This is a genomic window from Paenibacillus caseinilyticus (genome assembly GCF_027533645.1).
Taxonomy (GTDB): Bacteria; Bacillota; Bacilli; order Paenibacillales; family NBRC-103111; genus Paenibacillus_G; species Paenibacillus_G caseinilyticus.
The window spans coordinates 221,952-244,454 of sequence record NZ_JAQAGY010000003.1 but is presented as its reverse complement, the minus strand read 5'-3'; the positions used below and the strand labels follow the sequence as shown (position 1 = coordinate 244,454).

General features: G+C 59.9%; 20 protein-coding genes. 16 read left to right on the top strand and 4 right to left on the bottom strand.

Annotation, left to right across the window (positions count from 1 at the left end; translation table 11 throughout):
• Positions 1-414 precede the first annotated feature (414 nt).
• The 4 genes from O9H32_RS06605 to O9H32_RS06590 all read left to right on the top strand — a co-directional run bounded on the left by O9H32_RS06605 (position 415) and on the right by O9H32_RS06590 (position 5,078).
• Positions 415-1,920: a sensor histidine kinase gene (locus O9H32_RS06605; RefSeq protein ID WP_269865119.1), complete on the top strand. Its 1,506-nt coding sequence runs from the start codon at positions 415-417 to the stop codon at positions 1,918-1,920.
• Positions 1,917-2,555 (top strand): response regulator transcription factor, encoded by a 639-nt coding sequence (locus tag O9H32_RS06600; RefSeq protein WP_269865117.1) that lies wholly within the window; start codon positions 1,917-1,919, stop codon positions 2,553-2,555. Before O9H32_RS06605 ends, O9H32_RS06600 begins: the two co-directional genes overlap by 4 nt.
• Positions 2,556-2,733: 178 nt before the next feature.
• The gene (locus O9H32_RS06595; RefSeq protein WP_269865116.1) at positions 2,734-3,897 is read left to right on the top strand and encodes a DGQHR domain-containing protein; all 1,164 of its coding nucleotides are present in this window, start codon (positions 2,734-2,736) and stop codon (positions 3,895-3,897) included.
• Positions 3,897-5,078, top strand: coding sequence for a DNA sulfur modification protein DndB (locus tag O9H32_RS06590; RefSeq protein ID WP_269865114.1), 1,182 nt, complete (start codon positions 3,897-3,899; stop codon positions 5,076-5,078). The genes O9H32_RS06595 and O9H32_RS06590 overlap by 1 nt, the downstream gene beginning before the upstream one ends.
• A gap of 131 nt (positions 5,079-5,209) precedes the next feature.
• Here O9H32_RS06590 and O9H32_RS06585 read toward each other — a convergent pair whose 3' ends face one another.
• On the bottom strand, positions 5,210-6,430 hold the full coding sequence (locus O9H32_RS06585; protein ID WP_269865112.1) for an ROK family protein: 1,221 nt from the start codon (positions 6,428-6,430) through the stop codon (positions 5,210-5,212).
• A 195-nt stretch (positions 6,431-6,625) separates the two neighbouring features.
• On the opposite strand from O9H32_RS06585, the gene O9H32_RS06580 reads away from it, so the two are divergent.
• From O9H32_RS06580 to O9H32_RS06565, 4 genes are all read left to right on the top strand, one after another.
• Positions 6,626-7,378: a class I SAM-dependent methyltransferase gene (locus O9H32_RS06580; RefSeq protein WP_269865110.1), complete on the top strand. Its 753-nt coding sequence runs from the start codon at positions 6,626-6,628 to the stop codon at positions 7,376-7,378.
• Positions 7,375-8,376 carry an MBL fold metallo-hydrolase gene (locus O9H32_RS06575; RefSeq protein ID WP_269865108.1) on the top strand — a complete coding sequence of 334 codons (1,002 nt, stop codon included), beginning with the start codon at positions 7,375-7,377 and terminating at the stop codon, positions 8,374-8,376. The genes O9H32_RS06580 and O9H32_RS06575 overlap by 4 nt, the downstream gene beginning before the upstream one ends.
• Before the next feature lie 351 nt (positions 8,377-8,727).
• Positions 8,728-9,342 carry a hypothetical protein gene (locus O9H32_RS06570; protein WP_269865106.1) on the top strand — a complete coding sequence of 205 codons (615 nt, stop codon included), beginning with the start codon at positions 8,728-8,730 and terminating at the stop codon, positions 9,340-9,342.
• A gap of 196 nt (positions 9,343-9,538) precedes the next feature.
• Positions 9,539-10,606 carry a copper amine oxidase N-terminal domain-containing protein gene (locus tag O9H32_RS06565; protein WP_269865104.1) on the top strand — a complete coding sequence of 356 codons (1,068 nt, stop codon included), beginning with the start codon at positions 9,539-9,541 and terminating at the stop codon, positions 10,604-10,606.
• A 130-nt stretch (positions 10,607-10,736) separates the two neighbouring features.
• On the opposite strand, the gene O9H32_RS06560 is transcribed toward O9H32_RS06565, so the two are convergent.
• The gene (locus O9H32_RS06560) at positions 10,737-11,264 is read right to left on the bottom strand and encodes a phosphatidylglycerophosphatase A family protein (RefSeq protein WP_269865103.1); all 528 of its coding nucleotides are present in this window, start codon (positions 11,262-11,264) and stop codon (positions 10,737-10,739) included.
• Between the two features lie 15 nt (positions 11,265-11,279).
• A complete protein-coding gene (locus O9H32_RS06555) occupies positions 11,280-12,146 on the bottom strand; it encodes a sensor domain-containing diguanylate cyclase (RefSeq protein ID WP_269865102.1) in 867 nt (288 codons plus the stop codon).
• Positions 12,147-12,335: 189 nt separating this feature from the next.
• On the opposite strand from O9H32_RS06555, the gene O9H32_RS06550 reads away from it, so the two are divergent.
• The 3 genes from O9H32_RS06550 to O9H32_RS06540 all read left to right on the top strand — a co-directional run bounded on the left by O9H32_RS06550 (position 12,336) and on the right by O9H32_RS06540 (position 14,932).
• Positions 12,336-13,379: a GerMN domain-containing protein gene (locus O9H32_RS06550; RefSeq protein ID WP_269865101.1), complete on the top strand. Its 1,044-nt coding sequence runs from the start codon at positions 12,336-12,338 to the stop codon at positions 13,377-13,379.
• Between the two features lie 163 nt (positions 13,380-13,542).
• Positions 13,543-14,304 carry a ribonuclease PH gene (gene rph / locus O9H32_RS06545; protein ID WP_269865100.1) on the top strand — a complete coding sequence of 254 codons (762 nt, stop codon included), beginning with the start codon at positions 13,543-13,545 and terminating at the stop codon, positions 14,302-14,304.
• Positions 14,285-14,932, top strand: coding sequence for an XTP/dITP diphosphatase (locus O9H32_RS06540; RefSeq protein WP_269865099.1), 648 nt, complete (start codon positions 14,285-14,287; stop codon positions 14,930-14,932). Before rph ends, O9H32_RS06540 begins: the two co-directional genes overlap by 20 nt.
• A 140-nt stretch (positions 14,933-15,072) precedes the next feature.
• On the opposite strand, the gene asnB is transcribed toward O9H32_RS06540, so the two are convergent.
• A complete protein-coding gene (asnB, locus tag O9H32_RS06535; RefSeq protein WP_269865396.1) occupies positions 15,073-16,917 on the bottom strand; it encodes an asparagine synthase (glutamine-hydrolyzing) in 1,845 nt (614 codons plus the stop codon).
• A 215-nt stretch (positions 16,918-17,132) separates the two neighbouring features.
• Here asnB and O9H32_RS06530 point away from each other — a divergent pair, with 215 nt between their 5' ends.
• The 5 genes from O9H32_RS06530 (at position 17,133) to O9H32_RS06510 (ending at position 22,502) form a co-directional block, all read left to right on the top strand.
• Positions 17,133-17,474 (top strand): hypothetical protein, encoded by a 342-nt coding sequence (locus O9H32_RS06530; protein WP_269865098.1) that lies wholly within the window; start codon positions 17,133-17,135, stop codon positions 17,472-17,474.
• A 192-nt stretch (positions 17,475-17,666) separates the two neighbouring features.
• Entirely contained in the window at positions 17,667-18,800 is a 1,134-nt protein-coding gene (locus tag O9H32_RS06525) for an endospore germination permease (RefSeq protein WP_319946929.1), read from the top strand.
• On the top strand, positions 18,778-20,211 hold the full coding sequence (locus O9H32_RS06520; protein WP_269865095.1) for a spore germination protein: 1,434 nt from the start codon (positions 18,778-18,780) through the stop codon (positions 20,209-20,211). Before O9H32_RS06525 ends, O9H32_RS06520 begins: the two co-directional genes overlap by 23 nt.
• On the top strand, positions 20,208-21,395 hold the full coding sequence (locus tag O9H32_RS06515; RefSeq protein WP_269865094.1) for a Ger(x)C family spore germination protein: 1,188 nt from the start codon (positions 20,208-20,210) through the stop codon (positions 21,393-21,395). Before O9H32_RS06520 ends, O9H32_RS06515 begins: the two co-directional genes overlap by 4 nt.
• Before the next feature lie 189 nt (positions 21,396-21,584).
• Entirely contained in the window at positions 21,585-22,502 is a 918-nt protein-coding gene (locus O9H32_RS06510; RefSeq protein ID WP_269865093.1) for a hypothetical protein, read from the top strand.
• Position 22,503 lies beyond the last annotated feature (1 nt).

Here is a 22,503-nt window from a genome sequence, read left to right as displayed (position 1 = left end):
ATGGTACCATAGAGAGAGGCTGAGGCTGCGAAGGCCTGAGCAGGAATGTCAAGCGTTCCATATTATGGAATCGCTTACGCGATATCGTCGGGCCGCCATAGGATGGGGAGCGGGGGAACCTGCGTCAGAAGATAAGCGCTTAAGCTCATTCCGGGGATCCGCCGGGCCTTGGCATGAAGATGCTGCTCCATTGGGGCTTCGAAGGAAGACTTAGGGGCCAGGAGATAGACATTCTTATATTAAAGGTTTGTGCATCATGTTATAATGACACAACGAAACGTTATTTGTGCAACACAACATCTTAGATTGTACATAAGCGCAAAAAGCGTAAGTTGATCCGGAGGTCGAACGATCATAAATAAGGGGTACACGTGGTGTATAGCCATGCTGTTAGTCCTATGTGCGGGGGCCGGAATGGCCCTCATGTTGGCGCTGGAGCCGAAGGGGGCCGCCGCAAGGGGGGAGCTGTTCTGGTATGGTGCCGTCCTCGCGACAGGAGCCTTCGCGCTGGGGGGCTTCATTCTCCACTTCCATAAGTTAACAGGCAGTCCCAGTCCGCGGGACTCCGCGTACGATAGGCGGGACGCGGAGATTCAGCCTCTGCGGCTTCTTGCCGTTCTTGCGGCGGTGCCCGCCGGACTGAGCCTCCTGCCTTGGCTCCTGGGCAGAGGGTCCGGACTGCATACGCTTCTCTCCGGCGCGTGTTCCTTCACCCTGCTGCTGATCCTGCTTCTGCGGGGGAAAGCGGTGGAGTCCCGGACCGCTCCCGCCGGAAGCCGGACGCTGGGGGAAGCCTTGCGTGAGATCGAGGCGGCCGGCCGCGCGCCGGGAGAGGAAGCTGGGGGGCTGGGCGCATTGAGGCCGCTGCTCGGGCAGATCGCCGGCTTCCTTGGCGGGGGGGCCGGCGTGCTGCTCCGTTACGCCGGACACGGCGCGCAGATGCAGGCTGAATTCATCGGGGAAGGCATGGGGGCGGACGAGGCGGCGCAAGCTCTGGAGGCGGCCGAATCCGGCGTACACAGCGGGTATGTGTGCAGTCCCCTTCTGCAGGACGGCCCCTTGTCCGGTTATGTGATCCTGAAGGGACCCGGGAGGGAGCTGCGCTGCTCCCGGGAAGCCGGGGAACAGCTCGGGCTGCTGTTCTCTTCCCTGAAGCTTGCGCTGGAGAACATCGTGCTGGCGAGGGGGCTGTCGCTCAGCCTGCAGGAGCTGGCGGCCCGCCTGCCTGGCGAAGAGGGCTGCGGCTTGCTGCGCCGGGCGCTGACCGAAGGACAGGAGCGGGAGCGGCTGCGGCTTGCTTCGGATCTTCACGATACGACGGTGCAGGACCTTCTCTTCGTACGGAGCCGGCTCTTGCCCCTGCTGGGGAAGCTGCCCGAAGGCTCGGAAGAGTCAAGGCTTGCGGCCAGTGCCGTAGGCCACCTCGAGCTGATGAACGAGAATCTGCGGCAGACCCTCTTCGAGCTCAATCCGCTGCAGCTGGGCCGTCTGGGACTGGCCGGCGCGCTGCACAAGCTGGTCGGCCTGGAGAGCGGCATGCAGGAGGCGGAGGTGGAGTTCCATGCCGACGGGGCGGGACGGCTCGAAGGGCTGCCACTCGCCATGCAGACAGGCATGTTCCGTCTGGCGCAGGAGCTCCTTAACAACGCAAGAAAACACGCCGGGGCTACCCGGATCCGCCTCGAATTGAAGGCGGAGGAAGGATGCATCCGCCTGCACTACCGTGATGATGGAGCCGGATTTGATCCGGAGGGCGCAGCGGAGAGCGCCGGCAGGGGCATCGCCTCCCCGGGCCTCGGGCTGCTGCAGATGCGCAGCCGCGTTCTGCTCCTGGAGGGTACCTTCGACTTGGTATCCTCGCCGGGCCGCGGTGTGGAAGTAACGATACAGATTCCCGTGAAAGAGGTACATGCCGTATGAACAACACGAAAAAAGTCCTGATTGTGGACGATCATCCGCTGATAGCGCAGGCCACCGCCGATTTGGTGCGCGGGCTGGAGAATATACAGGTCATCGGCATAGAGGGCACCGGTGCCGGATGCCTTGAAGCGATCGGGCGGGAGCTCCCCGACGTGGTGCTGCTTGATTTTCATCTGCCGGACCGTCTTGGCGACGAACTGGCTGCCGGCATCAAGGAAAGCTATCCGTCCGTGCATATTATCATTTTTACGGGCGTAGACATCTCGGAGCTGTACACCCACTTCATCCGCATCGGGGTAAGCGGCATCCTCAGCAAGGAATCGAGCCCGGAGGTCATCAAGCTGATGGTCAGTGCCGTTCTTCACGGACAGACCCTGCTGCCGCAGGATTATTTCCGCAAGATCCGTTTCGCCTCCGGACCGGAAGAGGCGCAGCCGCTCACCGAGGACGAAGTGCATCTCATGACGATGGTGATCGCGGGGGCGACCAACGAGCAGATCGCCCGGGAGATCCGGATGAGCAAGCGTTCCGTGGACAACTATTTGAGGCGGATCTACGAGAAGTTCGGCGTCCGCTCCCGGGCGCAGGCGGTAGACCGGTTCCTGCAGCTTCAGCAGAAAACGAAGCTCCGGTGAGTGTAAAGGAAAAGTAGGGGGCTGTATGGGAGTTTGACCTGGGATTTTGTATTGGATTTTCTGTATCCGTGCTGAATGTTTCGGCCATAATCGGTGTATAATGGAATTATATGAACCTATTATAGTAAAATGGATCAACAAATGCCTCACTATGAGTTGAAACGAGGAGGAACCGGTTATGGATCAAATTTCATCTCTTTCCGAGCTGTTGGCGGAGCAGAAAGCGTCATCCTATATAGAAATTCCCGGCGTGAAATCCCGCACGTTCGGCCAAACGACGCTCTCCACCACGCTGCCCATGAGCAAGCTGTTCGCCATCTATGAGGTGGATCTGGAAGTGCAGCGGGCCATCGTGCCGCAGAACCTGTCCAAGATGATGGATTATATCATGCTCTATCTGGACCATGGGCAGGGCATCTACTTCCCGGGCATCATTCTGTCCGCACGCGGGGCAGGGGAGTATGACAACACTGCGAAGGTATACCGCCTTCAGGCGATCGAGAAGCTTTACGTTGTCGACGGGCAGCACCGCCTGGCCGCTTTCCGCCGCTTGATGGAAACGCTGCAGAGCGCTATGGCACGGGCGAAGGACCGGCGCGAATACGACCGGATGGAAGAGATCAGCGCGAAGCTCAGCAAGCTCTACTCTTTCCCTATGTCTACCATGATCTACCTTGATATCAATGCCCGCCAAGAACGTCAGCTGTTCTCGGACATCAACAAGCTCCCGCGCAAGATCGGCGGCAATCTGGCCGTGCTCCGCGAGCAGCGCCGGTTCTATCATGTGCTGGCCTCGCGTCTGGCCGAAGACGCCCCTGTCATGAAGCGCATTCCGGTAGATATGTTCACGGAGCGGGGCAAGGGGCCGGAGTATCTGTTCTCGTATCATCTCTTGATCGAGGTGATGATCGGGCTGTTCGAAGGCCGCCTGAAGTCCGCAGCGCGCAATAATGGATACTACTTCCAGGACAAGGATATCGAAGAGCATCTGAAGCTGGCGTCCCTGTATTTTGAGAGTCTGCTGAAGTACCTGCCGGAACCGGAGAAAGGCGAGCTGTGCTGGTCCGAGAACCTGCAGATCGCCCTCGCGATGTTCTTCCACGATGAAGTGACGAAGACGGGCACATTCAATAAATACGCGCTGGACCACGCTCTGAAGATCCTTCCGCATATCGATTGGAATGCGATCTACACCGGTGACGAGAAGGACCGTCTGCCTAGGCGCTCCCGCATTATGAAGGCGTACCAATTCGTCCGTGACTTCTATGACGAGCACCACCTGTTCCTGATCCGCTCCGATCAGGATCCTTACGAATCCGGTTCCGAGGAGGATGCCAGCTAATGGACGGCTTAAACCTGCAAATGACGATACATCCGTTCTGTGACCGCTACGGTCTGGCTACGGTTCCCGTGGAAGTCAAAGATTTGCTCAACTATACGGCCATCGATCCGATGGTCCAGCGCAAGCTCAGCGGAGGCCAGCGCCGCAAGATCGCGAACTACCTGCAGGAGCGCGAGCTCGACCGGGTCTTCTTCGGACCGGTTACGCTGAGCCTGCGGGATGTCAGCTCGCTGGCGAAGACCGAAGACGGACTGTTCCTGCGGCCGGGCTCGAAGCTCAGCATCCTAGACGGGCAGCACCGGATTCTGGCGCTGGGCTACGTCAATGAGCAGATGTTGAAGGAATCGCGCTCCCTGGAGCGGAAGCTGGCGGCCATGAAAGTCAAGGCGCGCCGCTTGCCGGAAGATGCGGAGGTTGCAGCGGAGCTCGAGCAGCTCGAAGGCCAGGTAGAGCAGCTCGAACGCCGACGGCTGGAGCTCATGGAGAGCGAGCTGGCCGTGCAGATCTACATCGGGCTCACCGAAGAGGAAGAGAAGCAGCTCTTCGGCGACATCAACTCCAAAGTGCAGCTCGTGAGCAAGGAGCTCGGCCATTCGTTCGACTCGATCGATCCGCTGAACCTAGTGATTCAGCAGGCGGTGGACCATAACGTGTTCCTGAAGGGGGCCGGTGTGGAGCGCCGTGCGAACCTTACGGCCTATAACAAGAACTTCACGTCGTTCTCGTGGCTCTATTCGACGGCCACCATGCTCTTCACGGGCAAGATGCAGCCGTCTTACGAGCTGGCGCGCCGGATCAAGCAGGATCCTTCGCAGTACATCGAGATCCTCCACCAGTTCTACACGACGCTCATTCCGCTGATGCCCGAGCAGCCGGGACTGCCGCAGTTCAGCTCGTCCGCCCGTGCGATGCAGGAGAGCATTGCGCTCTATGCGAACCGCTACCTCTTCACGGACGGGAAGTATACGAAGAACTGGACCTCATGTCTCAGCATCTTCGAAGGGTTCGATTGGACCCATGAGAACGAGGAGCTGGTGGAGAGGTTCGGCGTGCTCGACAACGGCAAGCTGAACCTAATCCACGAGAAGTCGCTGCGCAAGCACGGCAAGCTCGTCCAATTCTTCCAGGAGCTGAAGGGCGAACCGGTGGCAGAGGACGAGGCCGGCGAAGCATCGGCGTAAGCCTCGCTGTAGATACCGGCCGCCTTCCCGGCGGTCCGGAAGCCAACAAAGCACCGCCCCATCTCCGGGTCTGGAGATGGGGCGGTGCTTTGGTTTAACAGGTACAGTCAAGTTGCTCGCTGTGCCCGGGGTTAGTGGGCTGTCAGCCGGTTCACGACGAGCAGTGCGGAGCCGGTTACGATCGCTTCCTCGCCGAGAGAGCCGTGGCTGAACACGACCTGGTACGTCGGATAATAGTAGGTGCGCTGGATGGCCACCCGGGTGGCGGTATGGAAGAAGCCGGGATAGCTGCTGATCAGGGGGCCGCCCAGGATGACCTTCTCGGGGTGAAGAATGTTGAGCAGGTTCGCCAGGCCAATGCCGAAGAAGGTCGCTGCCTGCGTGAACAGTTCCACGGTCAGAGGGTCGTTCTCCTGCAGCGCCGTCTGCAGATGGGTGAAGGTGATCCGCTCGGGATCCGGCTCGAGCCGCTGCAGCAGGCTGTCGCGTCCCTGCTTCAGCAGTGACTGGGCCTGGTGCTCCAGCGCCGGGATCGAAGCATAGGATTCGAGTGCGCCGTAGTTGCCCTGGCCCCACAGCCGGGGACCGTCACTCTGGACGATCATCTGTCCGATGGACCCTTCCATATCGACAGCGCCGTAGACGACCTGGCCGTTGGTCATCATGGCCGAGCGAAGGCCGACGCCGGCATGGATGTACAGCATATGACGGTAATCCCGCTCGCGGTCGGACCACGATTCGCCGATGAGGGCGGCATTCGCCCCGTTCTCGAGGATCACGGGGAAGCCGAGCCGCTGCTCGAGGTAGGGTGCGATGCTAAGGTGGCCCCAGCCGCCGGTCGGGAAGTGGAGCGGTTCGATCAGCGAGCCGGCAGCACGGTCCAGGGGGCCTACGGCGCCAAGCCCGAGACCGAGCACCTTGTCGTGCGGGATCGCGTGCCGCTCCAGCATCGCAAGCGCCGTGCGGGCGATATCGTCCAGGAGCAGGGACGGGGTGAGCTCCTCGGTCATCGTCCAGCGCCGGCCTTCGAGCTTGTTCATGCGGAGGTCGAAGAGAATGAGCCTCGAGTGGATCCTGGATATATCAAGCCCGAACACGTAGGCGTAATGGGGGTTGATCTCATAGAGAATCGGGCGGCGTCCGCCGGTCGACTCCCCGAACCCTGCCTCCAGGATGAGCTCCTGGGCCGTCAGTTCTTCCAGCGTGCGGGTCAACGTGCTTCCGGTAAGCCCGCTCTTGTCGAGCAGTTCGATCTTCGAGACCGTTCCCGTGCGCCGGATGCTCTCGAAGATTTCTTTATGCTTGCGGCCGGCGATCCGCTGTTCGATGGTCGTCTGTTCCTTTTGTGCCATGCGTTTATCCTCCAAATCCGGGTGCCTTAGTCGGTTAATCCTATAGTAACCTATTCTTGCTGATCCCGCATCAGGGAATTCCGCTGCCGGGAGGCACGGCTGCACCCGGGTCCCTGCAGGAAGGGAGTTCCTATAGGGAAGGCAAATCTGGTACAATAGGGCTTAGTTTGTCGGGAGAGGGGAATCCTACGCGTCATGGGACAGGAACAATGGTATGAAAAAAGCTTCGGGCAGGATTACCTGCTCGTCTATAAGCATCGCGATATGCAGGGCGCCTACGAGGAAGTGCGCCGGATGATGGAATGGCTGGAGCTACCGGAAGGCTCGGAAGTGCTCGACTTGTGCTGCGGGATGGGCCGCCATTCGATGGCGCTGCGCTCCTTCGGGTTCCGGGTGACGGGCGTTGATCTGTCCGGGGTGCTCTTGGAAGAAGCGGTGAAGGGGGACCCGGAAGGCGAGGTCCGCTGGCTCCGCGGGGATATGCGGGATGTGCCGCTGGAGGGGCCGTACGATGCGGTAGTGAATCTCTTCACGTCCTTCGGTTATTTCGATGACGAGGAGGACAATATGCGGGTGCTGCGTGAGATTCACCGGCTGCTTGCGCCGGAAGGCCGGTTCATTATCGATTTTCTGAACCCGGCCTATGTGGAGGCGCATCTGGTTCCCGCTTCGGTGCGCGAGGAAGAAGGACTGCGCATCGAGGAGACGCGGCGCATTCATGACGGCTTCGTCAAAAAGACCATCGTGCTTCGGGATCCACAGCAAGGAAGCCCGGAGAGGGTATACGAGGAACAAGTGCGCCTGATTGCGCAGGACCGGTTCCTCCAGATGCTGGAGCTGGCCGGCCTCGAAGTGGATGCCGTCTACGGAGGTTACGATGCGGGACCGTACGAAGCCGCGCAGTCCAAGCGGATGATCTTCGTGGGACGGAGGAGAACGGAAGGATGACGGAAGGACTGCATACAGGCGGCGCTGCGGCGCCGGTGACCTCCCATGACGGGGTGCTGCAGGTCAAAGTGCCCCTGCCGTTCCCGCTGCGGTGGGTGAACGCTTATCTTGTGCCGGGAGCCTCCGGCTGGACGCTGATCGATCCTGGCCTGCGTACGCAGGCGGCGGAGACCCTGTGGGAGACCGTGCTGGCGGAGCGCGGCATCGCGTGGGGGGAGATCGAGCGCATCGTGCTGACGCATCACCACCCGGACCACTACGGCCTCGCCGGCTGGTTCCAGGAGCGCACCGGCGCGCCGGTCTTCCTCTCCGAGACGGGCCTCGCGCAGGCGCGTCTGCTCTGGGGGGTCGATCAGCCGATGACGGGGATGCTGATGGCCTTGTTCCGCCGGCACGGCTTGCCGGAAGAGCTGGAGGAGCCGATGCGGGAGCACATGGACGGGTTCGTCCCGTCCGTGTCGCCCCAGCCGGAGGTGACGGTGATCCGTGCCGGAGAGCCGTTCCGGCTGGGTGACGAGCTCTACGAGACGATGGAGACCCCGGGACATGCCGCAGGGCATCTCGTCTTCTACCGGCGCGAGAGCGGGACGATGTTCTGCGGGGACCATGTGCTGCCGCAGATCTCGCCGAACGTGAGCTACCTGCCTGGCGGGATCGACGAGAATCCGCTGGCCAGCTACTTGGCCAGTCTGGAGCAGATCTCGAGATATGAGGTGCGTATCGCATTCCCGGGCCACCGGGAGCCGTTCGCACAGGTATCGCGCCGGGCACAGGAGCTCATCGCGCATCATGGAGACCGCCTGCACACGATGCGCGGCCTCCTCGGAACGGGAGACACGGCCTACGGGGTGTGCCGGGCCGCGTTCGGCAACCGGCTGACGCTGCACCAGCTGCGCTTCGCCTTGGCGGAGACGCTGGCGCACTTGATCTGGCTCCGGGAAGCGGGACAACTGGAGGAGACGGAGCGGAACGGAATCGTGCGGTTCCGCTCCGTCTAGGGGAACCGTTCCTTCTATAGGAAGGGGCAGGGCGTCCAAGCTTGGTTTTTGGCTCATGCCGGAACTGGGCGAGGATGCCCTGCTCTTTTTTGGGCGGACCGGAGCACCAGCGAATGGGATTACTCGGCCGCGCATCGCACCTTGCTGTAGGGCTAGTATGCCCCGAATAGCTGGGTTGGTTAAGGGAGAGATGGATCCGAAGCTTTCCAGGTAGAAGATCCTATTAGAAGGCCCTTCCTGGATTTGGGTGGGAAGCGAGGCGTTGGGACGGGTAAGAGAAGAAGGGTGGATATTTTGCTCCTTAGCGGGAAAAATAAACCATCACTTCATCAATCAACCGGAGGTGCCACAATGAAACCCAGTACACAGACCCACACCGGCCGGCGCACAGCAGCCTGGCTCGCAGCAGCCGTTCTGGCCTTGTCCCTCGTGACGGGATGCGGCAAGGATGAAGCCGCTCCGCCAGCGACAGACAACAACCAGCAGACCCAGACGCCAGGGGGCACAGGTGCTGCGACCGATCCGGCGAAGGAAGGGCAGAAGGGTGACGCCGCCGCGGAGAAGCCTGCCCAAACCGTCAGCCTGACGCCGATCACCTACAGCGATCCCGACCGCAAAGCGATCGCGGACGTGGCGAAGATCCAGGGGCTCGGCAAGGTCTATATTCCGCAGCAGGGCACAGCTGACGAGAAGTTCGATCAAGTGGGCGGCGGACAGAAGCAGGTGACGCTCCGCTTTGCCAAAATGAGCGTGACCGAATCTGCTACGGAGATCAAGCCGGCGGGAACGGTGGAGAAAGAGCAGGATGTGAAGTTGAAGACGGGCACCGGCAAGTTTGTAACGGCCGGTGGGCAGGATACGCTCTACTTCAAAGTAGAGGACACGTTCATGGCCTTGACTTCGGCCAAGGGTCTCTCCCACGGCGAACTGCAGGCCATTGCCGATACGATGGCGCCGCTTCAATAGAAGAAAGGCGTTTCCGGCTGCTCTTCCGGGCCGCGCTGAGAATAGGAATGTCTCCCTTATGGGGGCATTCCTATTTTTTTCGATATTTTTCGACCACTTAGGTAATTGAACCCACCCAATCGACAAATGCTTGTCGAATGATATATCATAGACCCACAGCAAGGCACTCATACATCCTAGGGGGAATTATACGAATATGAAGAAGCTGACTTTCACTGTACTGTCGTCCGTTGTTGCTGCCTCCATGATCGCTTCAGTCGCTGCTGCAGCGCCGAAAGAAGGAAAAGGCCACTCCCAGGGGGCGAGCAGCCAGAAGCAGGAGAGCAAGAAGGAAGCCCGCGGTGCCGAGAAGGACAAGCAGGTTAAGGTCAAGCTGAAGGACGAGGCTGCGGCTACAGTAACCGGCGTCACTTATGGCGAAGAAGGCAAGGGGAAGGGCAAAGGCAAAGTCCCTCCGGGTCTGCAGCGCGCTTATGAGAAGAACAAGGACAAGCCGTCCGGTGCCGTGCTTGGCGCCCTGCTGGAGAAGTACGGCAAGGAAGTGCAAGGCTCTGCCGAATTGACTTCGCTGGCGGCGGAACTCGCTGAGCAGGGAGATGCTGCAACGGCTGTAGAAGTGCAGAAGGAAGCGTTGAAGGCGGACCTGAAGAACCTGCAGCTCTACAAGAAGCTGGCCCAGCTCCAGAAGAAACTCGGCCAAGCGGATGGCATCAAAGCGTTCGTCAACGGCGAAGAGCCGAAATTCGAAGTGGCTCCTTTCATTAAAGACGGCAGCACGCTGGTGCCTTTCCGTGCGATCGCCGAGTCCCTGCAGGCGGAGGTAGCCTGGAACGCGGAAGAGCGCTCCGTTACCGTGACGCGCGGCGACACCGTAGTGAAGCTCTTCATCGGCAGCACGACGGCTGTCGTGAACGGCGAAGAAGTGGCACTCGAAGTGGCGGCCCAGATCGAGAACGGCTCCACTGTAATTCCTGTCCGATTCGTTAGCGAATCGCTGAAAGCCGACGTGCAGTGGGAGCCGGAATCCCAGAGCGTTGTCATCGTAGACGAGACAGCGGCTGCTACGGAAGAAACCGCTGCTGATGCTGCAGCCGACACGACAGATGCGACAACAGAAACGACAACAGAAACGACAACAGACGCCTCTGCCGTATCCGGGGAAGCGGCCGTTTCGACCGATGCAGCGGCTGACACAGCTGCTGAGACTACGACAGATACGGATGCATCCGCAGCCGTTGACACGGATACAGCCGTCCAGTCCTAATCGTTTGGTATAAAGGTTTGGTCTAATAAACCAAAAGACGTCTAGAGCCCCTTGGGGCCCTAGACGTCTTTTTTTATGCCTCTTATGCGCGGGGCTCAACCCCCATGCCGCTGAAAGTCCGAGCCTGCGGTCAGGTCGCCGGCTCCAGCGCCAATTCCTTCTCCGCCTGCTTGCGGTGGGCAATCCGGGAGGCGGCCGCGGCGGCTACCGCACCCACGATGTCATCGAGGAACGTGTGCTTGCGCGGCCCGCTCTTGTCGTTCAGCCGTCCGATAATGCCGGGCTTCACTTTGTCGATATAGCCGAAGTTCGTGAAGCCGATGCTGCCGTAGACGTTGACGATCGATAAGGCAAGGATCTCATCGCAGCCGTATAAGCCTTCATCATGCTCGACCATCTCCTGGAGGGGGGAGTCGAGTTTGCCTTCCTCCGACAGCCTGTCGAGCTGGATTCCAGTCAGGATGGCATTCTGTACCTCCCGCTTGGAGAGAACCTGTTCTACGCTCAGGCGGCATTCCTCGAGAGTCAATGTCTCATAATAAGCTTCTTGCAGGAGGAAGGTGAGCTCCGTAATATCTTGTACCGTAACGCCCCGTTCCTGAAGCCAGGCCCGGGAAGCTTCTTCAACCTTCTTGCTGTTCAAGCTGTAGGGGTTCATGGACTGAAGGCCTCCTTACGGTTCTGAGAAGCATTGCATGTGATTCTTGCCGTGCTGCTTCGATGCATACATGGCGGCATCCGCCCCCTGCAGGAGCGAATCGAGATCCCCTCCATCCTCCGGATAGAACGAAGCTCCGACAGAACAGGTGATGCGGATGCTCCGGCCACCGATCTCGAAGGGGTGTCCCATCACTTCGACGATGCGCCGGCCGATCTTTAGAATATCTTCCCGCTCCTCGAACTGCTGGAGCAGGAGCACGAATTCGTCCCCGCCCAGGCGGCATACGGTATCCGGCTCACGGATGGAGTGGGATAGACGGGAAGCCGCGACGGTCAGCAGCTTGTCCCCCGCCGCATGGCCGTATGTATCGTTCACCTGTTTGAAATCATCCATATCGAGATAGAGCACGGCCAGTTTATGATGATAGCGTCTAGCCATGTACAGGGCCTGCATGAAGCGGTCCTGGAACAGCCTGCGGTTGGGCAGACCCGTCAGCGCATCATAATAAGCCAGACGGCTCAGGCGTTCCTCTTGCTCCTTGTAAGCCGTAATATCCCGCGCGGCAATCACCGCATGCCCATCTTCGTCCGATGGGTACCCTTTGCCCTCGAGCCACAATAGCGTTCCGCTGCGAAGCACCACCCGGAAAGAGAGCGTGAACCGTATGCGGTCGTGCGCCAGCAGAAGACAGGCACGCTCCAGCACCGGAAGGTCTGCGGGATAGACCCAGCCGGACAGAGGGGCGCCGGCATTCTCGGCGGGCGCCACCCCCAAGGGTTCACTTCCATCATGATCCACGAACCACAGCCAATCCGGCGACTGGTAACACGCCTGCTTGTACCAGGCTTCCGGAATGCGTTCATGCAGACGGTTTTCCATGGCCGTTCACCTCTTTTTGGAAAAACACATCTATATTATAGGCGCCGGATCCGTTCCAAATCAAGAATACCCGGGGCTGCAGAGGGCCCGGCAGGGAGGGCTTGGCACAAATACTTGTCATAAACTTGTCTCTTCCCCGTATACATGAAGTAAAACGGACAACACCCCGTAACCCAAGGAGGAAACGCCATGAAACAGTACCAATGGACCCGTCTTGCCGCTGCCGCCGGTCTGGTCGTCCTGCTGACATCCGGCTGCTCGCTGCTGGAATCCAAAAACCAGTCCCTGCAGATCGATCCTCCCCAGACGACCGGAATGGAAGCCGTGCCGACCAGCGGCAAGGCGACCGTCCAGACGATTGCGAATCCCATGCAGATCACAATCTACGCCAAGGATGAGAAAGGCTTCGTCGCACCGATTGCGCTTCAGGTGGAAAAGACCGAGAGCACTGCCCGCCGGGCGCTGGAGTACATGGTGGACGGGGGTGCGGTGCAGGGACAGCTGCCCGCGGGCTTCACCAGTCTCCTGCCGAAGGGGACCGAGGTGAAGGATATCGACATCAACAAGGAACAAAAACTGGCTACTGTTGATTTCTCCAAAATGTTCAATGATTATAACCTCGCGGACGAACGGAAAATTCTGGAGGGCCTCACCTGGACGCTGACGAATTTCCCATCGGTCGAGAAAGTGCGGATCCGCGTCGAGGGCAAGGCGATCACGGAAATGCCGGTCGGCGGCACACCGGTGGACGATACGCTGACCCGGGCGATGGGCATCAATCTCGAGAAGCCGGATGGAGTGGAATACGGCCAATCGACGCCGGTTACGCTGTATTTCCTGAACCAGAACCAAGAGGAGTTCAACTATTACGTGCCTGTCACCCGTCTTGTCAAGCGGACGGACCAGATCGACGAAGCTGTAGTGGAACAGCTGATTGCCGGACCGGACCAGAAGAAAGGTCTGACCGCCGTCATGCAGGGGGCGCAGCTGCTCAAGGTCAGCCGGGCCGATGATCTCATTACGGTCAACTTCTCGGAGTCCATGCTCGGTAAGGACAAGAAGGCGCCTGCGGAAGCGCTGAAGGCCGTCGTCCTCTCGCTGACGGAGAATGCGGGAGCGGGGGCGAAGGTGCAGATTCTGGTGAACGGGGAAGCGAAGGTTAGCGCCTCGGACAACCAGAATTATGCGAAGCCGGTAGCCCGACCGGCGGCCGTCAACCCGCTCAAGCTCTAACGGGGTGACACAGGCAAGTATTCGGATACAAGCGCCTTTTCGCGGGGGATCCCTGCAGAAAGGCGCTTTTTGTACCGCGGGGGAGCGGGAGATGCGGTTTGGAATTCGGTGGGGCCTCTGTTACAATGGGAATCGTCAAGTTAAAGGAGGGTGCAGGAAGCACATGAGAAACGATGGACGCCAAGCGGATCAAACGAGACCTCTAACGATTACCGCCCATTATAATAAACATGCCGAAGGCTCGGTTCTGATCGAAATGGGAGATACCAAAGTCATTTGCACCGCCACGGTGGAGGAGCGGGTGCCGCCTTTCATGAAGGGGCAGGGCAAGGGCTGGGTCACGGCGGAGTATTCCATGCTGCCGCGTGCTACCAACGTCCGCAACCAGCGTGAAGCCGCAAGGGGCAAGCTCGGCGGCCGCACCATGGAAATTCAGCGGCTGATCGGCCGGGCGCTGCGGAGCGTCGTCAGCTTGGAAGCGCTCGGCGAGCGTTCCGTTACGCTCGACTGCGATGTGATCCAAGCTGATGGGGGCACCCGTACAACTTCGATCACCGGCGCTTTCGTAGCGATGGTGTTCGCGCTGGACAAGCTCTCGCGCGAGAAGAACCTGAGCCGCTTCCCGGTGAATGACTTTCTTGCCTCCGTGTCCGTGGGCGTGATCGGGGAGACCCCTTACCTCGACCTCAACTACGAGGAGGATTCGAAGGCGAAGGTCGATATGAACGTCGTCATGACCGGCGGCGGCGCCTTCGTGGAAGTACAGGGCACAGGCGAAGAAGCGCCGTTCACCCGGCGGGAGCTCGACGAGCTGCTCGGGCTGGCCGAAGGCGGGATCCTGGGGCTGATCGAGGAGCAGAAGCGGGTGCTTGGCCCGATCGCGGACAAGATCAAGGGGGCTTCCCATGCGGCAGCTCGGAAATGAGGTTGTCCTCGCGACCCGCAATGCCGGGAAGGTCAAGGAATTCGCCGTGCTCTTCGGGGAGCGGGGCATCGCGGTGAAGAGCCTGCTGGATTATCCGTCGATTCCGGATATTCCGGAAGACGGGGAGACGTTCGCCGCCAACGCGCTCATCAAAGCGCAGGCGGTCGCCCGGCATCTCGGCGTATCGGCGCTGGCCGACGACTCCGGGCTCTGCGTCGACCGGCTCGGCGGGGCGCCGGGCGTCTATTCGGCCCGTTATGCCGGCGAGCCCTCGGATGATGCCGCGAACAACCGCAAGCTCCTTGCGGAGCTTGACCGGCTCGGGACCCTGCCTCCGGCTGCGGAGGGCGGCCCGGCGCTGCTGGGCTCTGCCCGCTTCGTCTGCGCTATGGCGCTGGTCGATGCGGCGGGACGGCCTGTCGCCGAAGTCGAAGGCTCCTGCGAAGGTGCCATCACCAGCGAGCCGCGGGGCGGAGGAGGCTTCGGCTACGATCCCCTGTTCTTCGTGCCGGAGCTCGGCCGCACGCTCTCCGAGCTGTCGATGGAGGAGAAGAACCGCCTCAGCCACCGGGGGCAGGCCCTGCGGAAGCTGATGGCTGCGCTGGCGCAAGAGCCCGCATCTGGTTGAAGCCGTACGGCCGCTCCTGTGCGTGGCCGTACGCAAAAAGGCCTGCGGCATCCATACCGCAGGCTGAAGCTGGGGAAGCTTGATCCGCAGTGGTGATCGCTGCGGGTTTTCCCTGTTGTATACGCCGGCCGGTGCACGATTTACCGGATCGCGACTTTGTATTGGCGCAGCCACGTATCCACCTGCGCCAGATAGGCGAACAGCTGGGGGCCGGTCATGAGTTGGCCGAACCAGGGGAGATCGAACTTTCCGCCGTCGTCTTCGGCCAATGCCCGGATTTTGGCCACGTCGATGAACTGCAGCAGCGGGGAGGACGAGTCGTCCAGAATGTCGAGCACCCACGAACGGACCGCAGCCAGATAGTTCGGGTTGTGCGTTTTCGGATAGGGGCTTTTTTTGCGTGTCAGCACATCCTCGGGAAGGATGCCGCGAAGCGCTTTGCGCAGAATGCCCTTCTCCCGGTCGCCGCTCGTCTTGATCTCCCAAGGGATATTCCACACGTATTCGACGAGCCGGTGGTCGCAGAACGGAACACGGACTTCCAGGCCCACGGCCATGCTCATGCGGTCCTTGCGGTCGAGCAGCGTCGGCATGAAACGGGTGATATTCAGGTAAGACATCTCCCTCATCCGGTTCTGCTGCTTGTTCTCGCCTGCAAGCCGGGGGACCTCCGACAGGGCCTGACGGTATCTTTCTTTGACGTACTGCTCCGGCTTCACCCAGTCCACGAAGTCCCGGGAGAGCAAGTTCACCCGGTCCGGCGTGGCGAGCGACCAAGGGAACGTGTCGGCGTTCAGCGCTTCCTCGCGGTGGAACCAGGGATAGCCTCCGAAGATCTCGTCGGCCGCTTCGCCCGAGATGGCAACGGTCGCCTGCTTTTTGATCTCGCGGCAGAAGAGGTAGAGAGAGCCGTCGACATCGGCCATGCCCGGCAGGTCGCGGGCGCTGACTACCTTGCGCAGCGCATCGACGAGCTCAGGCGTATCGAATTCGATCGGGTGATGCACCGTTCCGAGATGGTCTGTCATCCGCTGGATCCACGGGGCATCGGCGTTCGGCTGGAAGGCGTTTGCCTTGAAGTGTTTGTCGTTGTCCACGTAGTCGACGGAGAACGTATGGAGCGCGCCGAGTCCCTCTTCCTTGTAGTACGATGCGGCGAAGGAGGTCAGCGCGCTGGAGTCCAGGCCTCCGGAGAGCAGGGTGCAGACGCCGACGTCCGAGGCGAGCTGGCGTATGACGGTATCTTGCAGCAGCTCATGCACCTTGGCTGCCGTCCCCTCCACATCATCCTCGTGGGGCTTGCTCTCGAGCTTCCAATAGGCGCGGATGCGCAGGCCGTTGGCATCGAGCGACAGGCAATGGCCGGGCTTCAGCTCGGACAGGTTCTTGTAGATCCCGTGCCCCGGCGTGCGGGCCGGACCGACGGCGAAGATCTCTGCGAGGCCTTCCCCGTTGATTTGGGCCGGAAAGTCCGGATGCGCCAAAATCGCCTTCGGCTCCGAACCGAACAGCAGCCGGCCTTCCGTATACGCATAAAAGAACGGCTTGACGCCAAGCCGGTCCCGGGCTGCGAACAGCGATTGCTCTTCGTTGTTCCATACGGCGAATGCGAAGATGCCGTTAAAGCGGTCCACGCATCCCGGCCCCCATTCGACGAAAGCCGCAAGCAGCACCTCCGTGTCGCAGGTCGTCCGAAACCGGTGGCCGCGGCCTTCGAGCTCCTTCTTGAGCTCGGGGGCGTTATACAGCTCGCCGTTGTACACAAGGGCGAAGGTGTTCTCGCCTACTTTGCGCGTCATCGGCTGGGCGCCGTTCGCAGGGTCCATGACGCTGAGGCGGCGATGGCCGAGCGCGCAGCGGGGTACAATCCAGGTTCCGGACGCATCCGGGCCGCGCGGCGCCAGCGTATCCGTCATATTCTCGAGAACGGACGGATGCTGGGTCAAATCCTTGTTCCAATCGATCCATCCCGTGATTCCACACATAGCCTTCATCCTCTCTGCTCTCTAGAATGTCTCGGCCCTACGGCTGCATGCGACAGCAAGATGATAAAGGTTATGCGGCCGGGATGCCGAACATGTCTGTCCTTCCCCGTCCCTCCGCCCAAAAACTTGGCGAAGAAATGGACAAACCGTCGAAGAAAAGTTACACTATCTGAAGAGCGCAAGGGATCATCAAACACGCAAAGGTGGATATACGTATGAAAAAAACGTTGTCTCAACAGCAAAAAGAATATAAAGAAGCCAAAGAACACTTTGAACAAACGAACAAGGACTTCGAGCAGAAGCTTGCAGCAACCAAGCTGCTCGGTACTGTCAACCAGGAGACCATGGAGCGTTTGGTGGAAGATACGGGTCTGCACACCGCGCTCAACCGTCTCGGTGCCGCCGAATCCAATCTGCTGAAGTGGTCCAAAGAGATGATCAAGAAAGAGAAGGACTACCTGCAGAACAAGGATGCGGTAGACCGTATGTACGCATTCATCGACCAGAACCCGAACATTAAGGCCCAGCTCATCCAAGCGGCCATGAATATGAACTAGAACTAATTGATTTTATTTTGGCTACATATCTACATATGCCGACCGAATCCCTGCAGCCGGGATGCTGAGAACCAGCATCCCGGCTGCTTTTCTTTCTTTTTGCTAGGAGATCGGGGGAACAACTGTGCTCACGTCATGAGGGACGCATAGGAATTTCACGATTCCGGCATCCTACACGGTAAGAGGAACTTTATGGATAGCGCAGCGGGAAGGCGGAGGCAGATGGTTACTGGGATTTCGATGCTACAGGTGGCGATGATACTTATGGCGTCGGTAGGGCTGATGAACCACGTGCTCGTGATCCCGGCCGTGCTCGATACGGCAGGCCGGGACGCCTGGCTCTCCGCCTTGGTGTGTCTGCCCGTCCTCCTGCTGTGGACCGTCTGCCTCATCGTCATCGTGAAGCGCAGCGGCGGACGTCCGCTGCTGGAGTGGATCCGGGAGCGGACCGGCCGGGCTGTCTCCGGCCTGCTTCGTCTGCTGCTCATCTTGTACCTGCTGCTGGCGGTCTTCGTTACGGTGAAGGACACGGTGGTCTGGTCGACGGTGTCCTATCTGCCTGAGACGCCCGTGCTGTCGCTGGCCGTTCTGCTGCTGCTTCTGTGCTTTGTGGCAGCCCGCTCCGGCATGCTCTGTATTGCGGTAATGACAGGCATTCTGCTGCCTGTCATTGTTCTCCTGGGCTGGTTCGTGGCCTTCGGCAATGTGCCGAACAAGGATTATACGCTGCTCCTCCCTGTGCTTGAGAAAGGGACGGAACCGTTTCTTCATGGTATGACCCTCTCGCTGGGGGCACAGGCTGAAGTGGTCCTGTTCGTCTTCTTACAGCATCATATCCGCACCTCGATCCGGTGGTGGCATCTGGCTCTGCTCGTGGTGATCCTCGTGGGACTGACCTTGGGCCCCGTGACGGGCTCCATCGCAGAGTTCGGCCCTGTGGAGGCCGCCAAACAGCGGTACCCCGCCTTCGAGCAGTGGAAGCTGGTGGTTTTCCGTGATAACGTGGAACGGCTGGATTTCCTGTCCATTTACCAGTGGTTCGCAGGGGCATTCATTCGGGTATCGACCTATCTGACGATGCTGATTGAACTGCTGCCGGTGAAGCGGCAGCGGTCGGAGGATATCCTGCTGCTGGGGCTGACGGGCGGCCTTCTCGCGCTTTGTGCGTTTCCATGGCCGGATGTGCTGTTCTACGACTGGCTCAAAACCTACTATCTACCGGGTTCGCTCGCCGGCTGGGGGCTGCTGACGCTGCTGCTGCTCGGCGCAGCATTCTTCCCGAAGCGAAAGGAGAGGCGTACCCGTGATCACGGAACCGTGGAATAAGGAGCGGCTGGAGGCGCTGTTCGGGCGCTGTCAGGACGTCCAATCGCATAGGCTGCCCGGGGAAGAAGGCGTACTGCTGTACTGCGAAGGGCTGGCGGGATTCGAACGAATCGCCGAGAACCTGTCGGCGGGCCTTGAGGAGCGGATCAGGGAGGACCGCCGGGGCCTTCCACTGCCGGTGGAGCGGCTGTCTCCGGGCATCACGGGAGATGCGCTGGCGGACCGGATCTTCTCGGGCAAAGCGCTGCTCTATTTTGACGCTTCGGGGGCCTTGTACAGCGTGGATTGCGCCGACAGGCCGGAGCGGACGCCGCAGGAGTCGACTACGGAACCGACCAATTACGGACCGAAGGACGGCTTCATCGAGCAGCTGACGGTGAATGTGGCGCTGATCCGCAAGCGGCTCAAGACAGAGAAGCTGGCCTGCGAGCAGCTGACCATCGGCACCCGGAGCAAGAACCGCGTCGCGCTGCTCTATATGGAGGACCTTCTTGAAGAGAGCACCCTGCTGCAGGTGCGCGAACGCCTGCATTCCATCGACACCGAAGCGCTTATGACCAACGAGGAGCTGAAGGCGCTGCTGCAGCGGCCGGGCTTCAGCTTTCTGCCGATGATGTACATTACGACGCGTCCGGACATGGCGGTCGAAAGCCTGATGAACGGCCGGTTCGTCCTGCTGATGGACGGGATCCCGAACGTGCTGATCGCCCCCGTGAATCTCTCGTTTCTAATGACCGGCGCCGAGGATGCCCACATGCCGCCGGCCTTCAATTATGTAAGTATACTCATGCGCAGATTCGGCTTCGTGGTGACGCTGCTGCTCCCAGGCTTCTGGACGGCGCTGACGACCTATCATCAGGATCAGATTCCGTTTTCCCTTCTGGCGACGATCTCCGTACAGAATATGGGGACGCCGATATCGGGGCCGCTGGAGCTGATGCTCATGATGTTCATGTTCCACCTGTTCTTCGAAGCGGGCATCCGCCTTCCGAGCACGCTCGGGCCCTCGATCTCCGTTGTGGGGGGGCTGATCATCGGCGATGCGATTATCGATGCGGGCCTTTCCTCCCCGGCCTCATTGGTGGTAGCGGCTGTGACCTCGATCTCGCAGTTTGTCCTCTCCGGGGGCCTCTTCGGAGTAGGGATGGGCCTCATCCGCATATACATCTTTTTGCTGTCGGCGGTCTTTGGGCTGTTCGGTTTCTTCACGGGAGCCTTCTCGGTGCTGGTTTACCTGGCGAATCTGCGCTCCTTCGGCGTCCCCTTCCTTACTCCGTTCTCTCCGCCGGTATGGAAGGATCTTCGCTTCGTCTTCACACGAATGCCGAGAGGAGAGGAACGCAGGCGGCCCGAGGCACTGAAATACAAGGTTCCGAGCAAAAGGGACGGGGTGGGGGAGGGACAGGGGTGAGCGGGATCAGGAAAAGAGGGTTATCTTGTCTGCTTCTGCCAGCTCTGCTTCTGCTTATCCCTCTGCTATCCGGCTGCTGGAACGCCAACGATGTGGACGAGTTGGACTATGTGAATGCCGTGGGAATCGACTATCTTCCGGATGCTAAGCAGTATGTGGTGTACGCTCAGCTGATTTCCTTCACCCGGGTGGCCAAGGGAGAAGGGAATCAGGATGTCAAGCCTCTGCCGGCTTGGATCGCCGAAGGGCGAGGCAAGAGTTATATGGAGGCGGTGGCGCACATTAACGCGAATTCCGAGCACAAGCTGTACTGGGGACATGTGACCTCCCTGCTGCTCGGGGATACGCTCCTGCGCACGAGGAATGTGGCCGATGTGCTCGAATCCTTTTTCCGTTACTACGAGATGCGGTATACGATGTGGGTGTTCGGCACCCGGGACAGCATCCCGGCCTTGTTCATCGCTTCCCCGAATTTCGAACGGACCCGGCTTGGGATGATCCTGCATTCGCCGGAAGACAATTATTTCGCCTCTTCGAGCATCCGGCCGATCCGTCTCAGCCGCTTCATGGCCGGGTACTACGAGCCTTACCGCTGCGTGCTGCTCCCCGCGTTATCGCTCACCAAGGAGTATTGGAAGAAAAGTCGGGAGCCGGTCGCCTCCCAGCGCATTAGCGGAGCCTATCTTATCCAGGGACAGGAGACTCTGGGAATGCTGCCTATGGATCAGCTCCAAGGGCTTCACTGGCTCGAACCGACGACACACAGGGCGTGGCTTGAGATCGAAGAGGAAGGGGAAGAGATCGCAATCCTGCGGATGCGCAACCCCCGCTATGAAATCGTCGAGGCGCAGGAGCAGGGGACGCCAGTTTATGATCTCGAGGTATCCGTGCAGGGCACCGTATCCGAGCTGAAGCGACCCTTGACGGAGGAGGAGTTAACGGCCAAGGCTACCGCTGTGATCGAGAAGGAAATCCGAGGGACGTATCTGGCTGGACTGAAGCAGAAGGCGGATTTGTACGGCCTGCAGCAGCACCAGTACCGGAGCGCCGTCGTCCTGCCCCCCCGGCAGAAGGCTGCATTGGCTGCCGTGAGGCTGAAGGAGGGCTCGCTGAGGCATGTCCGCGTCAAGCCTTATATCGTATCGGGAGGCAAGTATACGCTGGAGAGGTATACATCGCGGTAGGTACGGCGGCAGGCAGATGGTTGGTTCGAAGGGGATTCCAACGGTTACCGCGGGAGGAATCTGATGCGGACTAATAGCTTTATTTGCACCGGTCAGGAACCGGCGGCAGGCGGTACGGTGCTTTGCTTTCGCTTGCCATTTCGGTTACACTGGCTTTCATAAAGCCCAAGACGGGAAGGACGGTGTACTATGAGCGGGCAGCCAAGCGACAACGTCATTCTGTTTCCGAAGACGGTTGAATTCTATCAGTTCGAGCTGACCCGGATGCTGGAGACCGAGCGGTATGCGGAAGCGATCGGGCTGCTGCGGTTTCTGCTCTCCTGCCGTTCAGAAGACGAGAAAGCAAGGGAAGAATGGCAGTCGCTGCTCGACTGGCTTCAAATGATGTTCCCGGACATCGCCTTTCACGGCGAAGGACGCGAGGGAACGGACGAAGAAGATTCGTGGAGCGAAGAGGAGCTGCTGCGGCAGCATTTGAGCGGGAAGCAAGAGGAAGGGGAATATGCGGAGAAGCTGCTCGAGCATCTCATGCACCAGGAAGCGGTGGACAAGCAGCTGCTGGCCTTGGACCAGCTCGCATTCCTCAACCATCCGGCCATTGACGACGCGCTGCTCGAATGGATCGCGGAGCGGCCGATGCATCCCTTGATCCAGTTCAAGACCCTGCAGACGCTGCGCAAACGGGGAGTGAGCGGGCGGCTGGAGCTTGCCAAGAACTGCGAAACCGCCGTGATGGAGATTGAAGAAACGCCGGCGGGTTTCGACCAGTTTCCGTCGCAGATCCAGGAAATTATTGCAAGAGTGCAGGAAATCAGCGAAACCCAATATCCGGCCTTATCTTATTTTGCTGCCGAAACCTGGAACGAGTTCCTTGCATTCGTCTACGGCACTGCGGCTTACCGGCAGATGCTGAAGCAGGACCCCGCCTGTGTGGACCTGTGGGCCGCCGCACTCCACCTGACCCTTCTCGAGAAGGTATTCGACGGAGGGGACCGGGCGGAGATTTTTGAGTTGTACGGGATTACGAGTGATCTCATGTTCCAGTGGGAGCAGGCTTACCGTACGATGCAGCTGTTCGCGGCGTCCATATTTACCCGCAGGCCGTGAA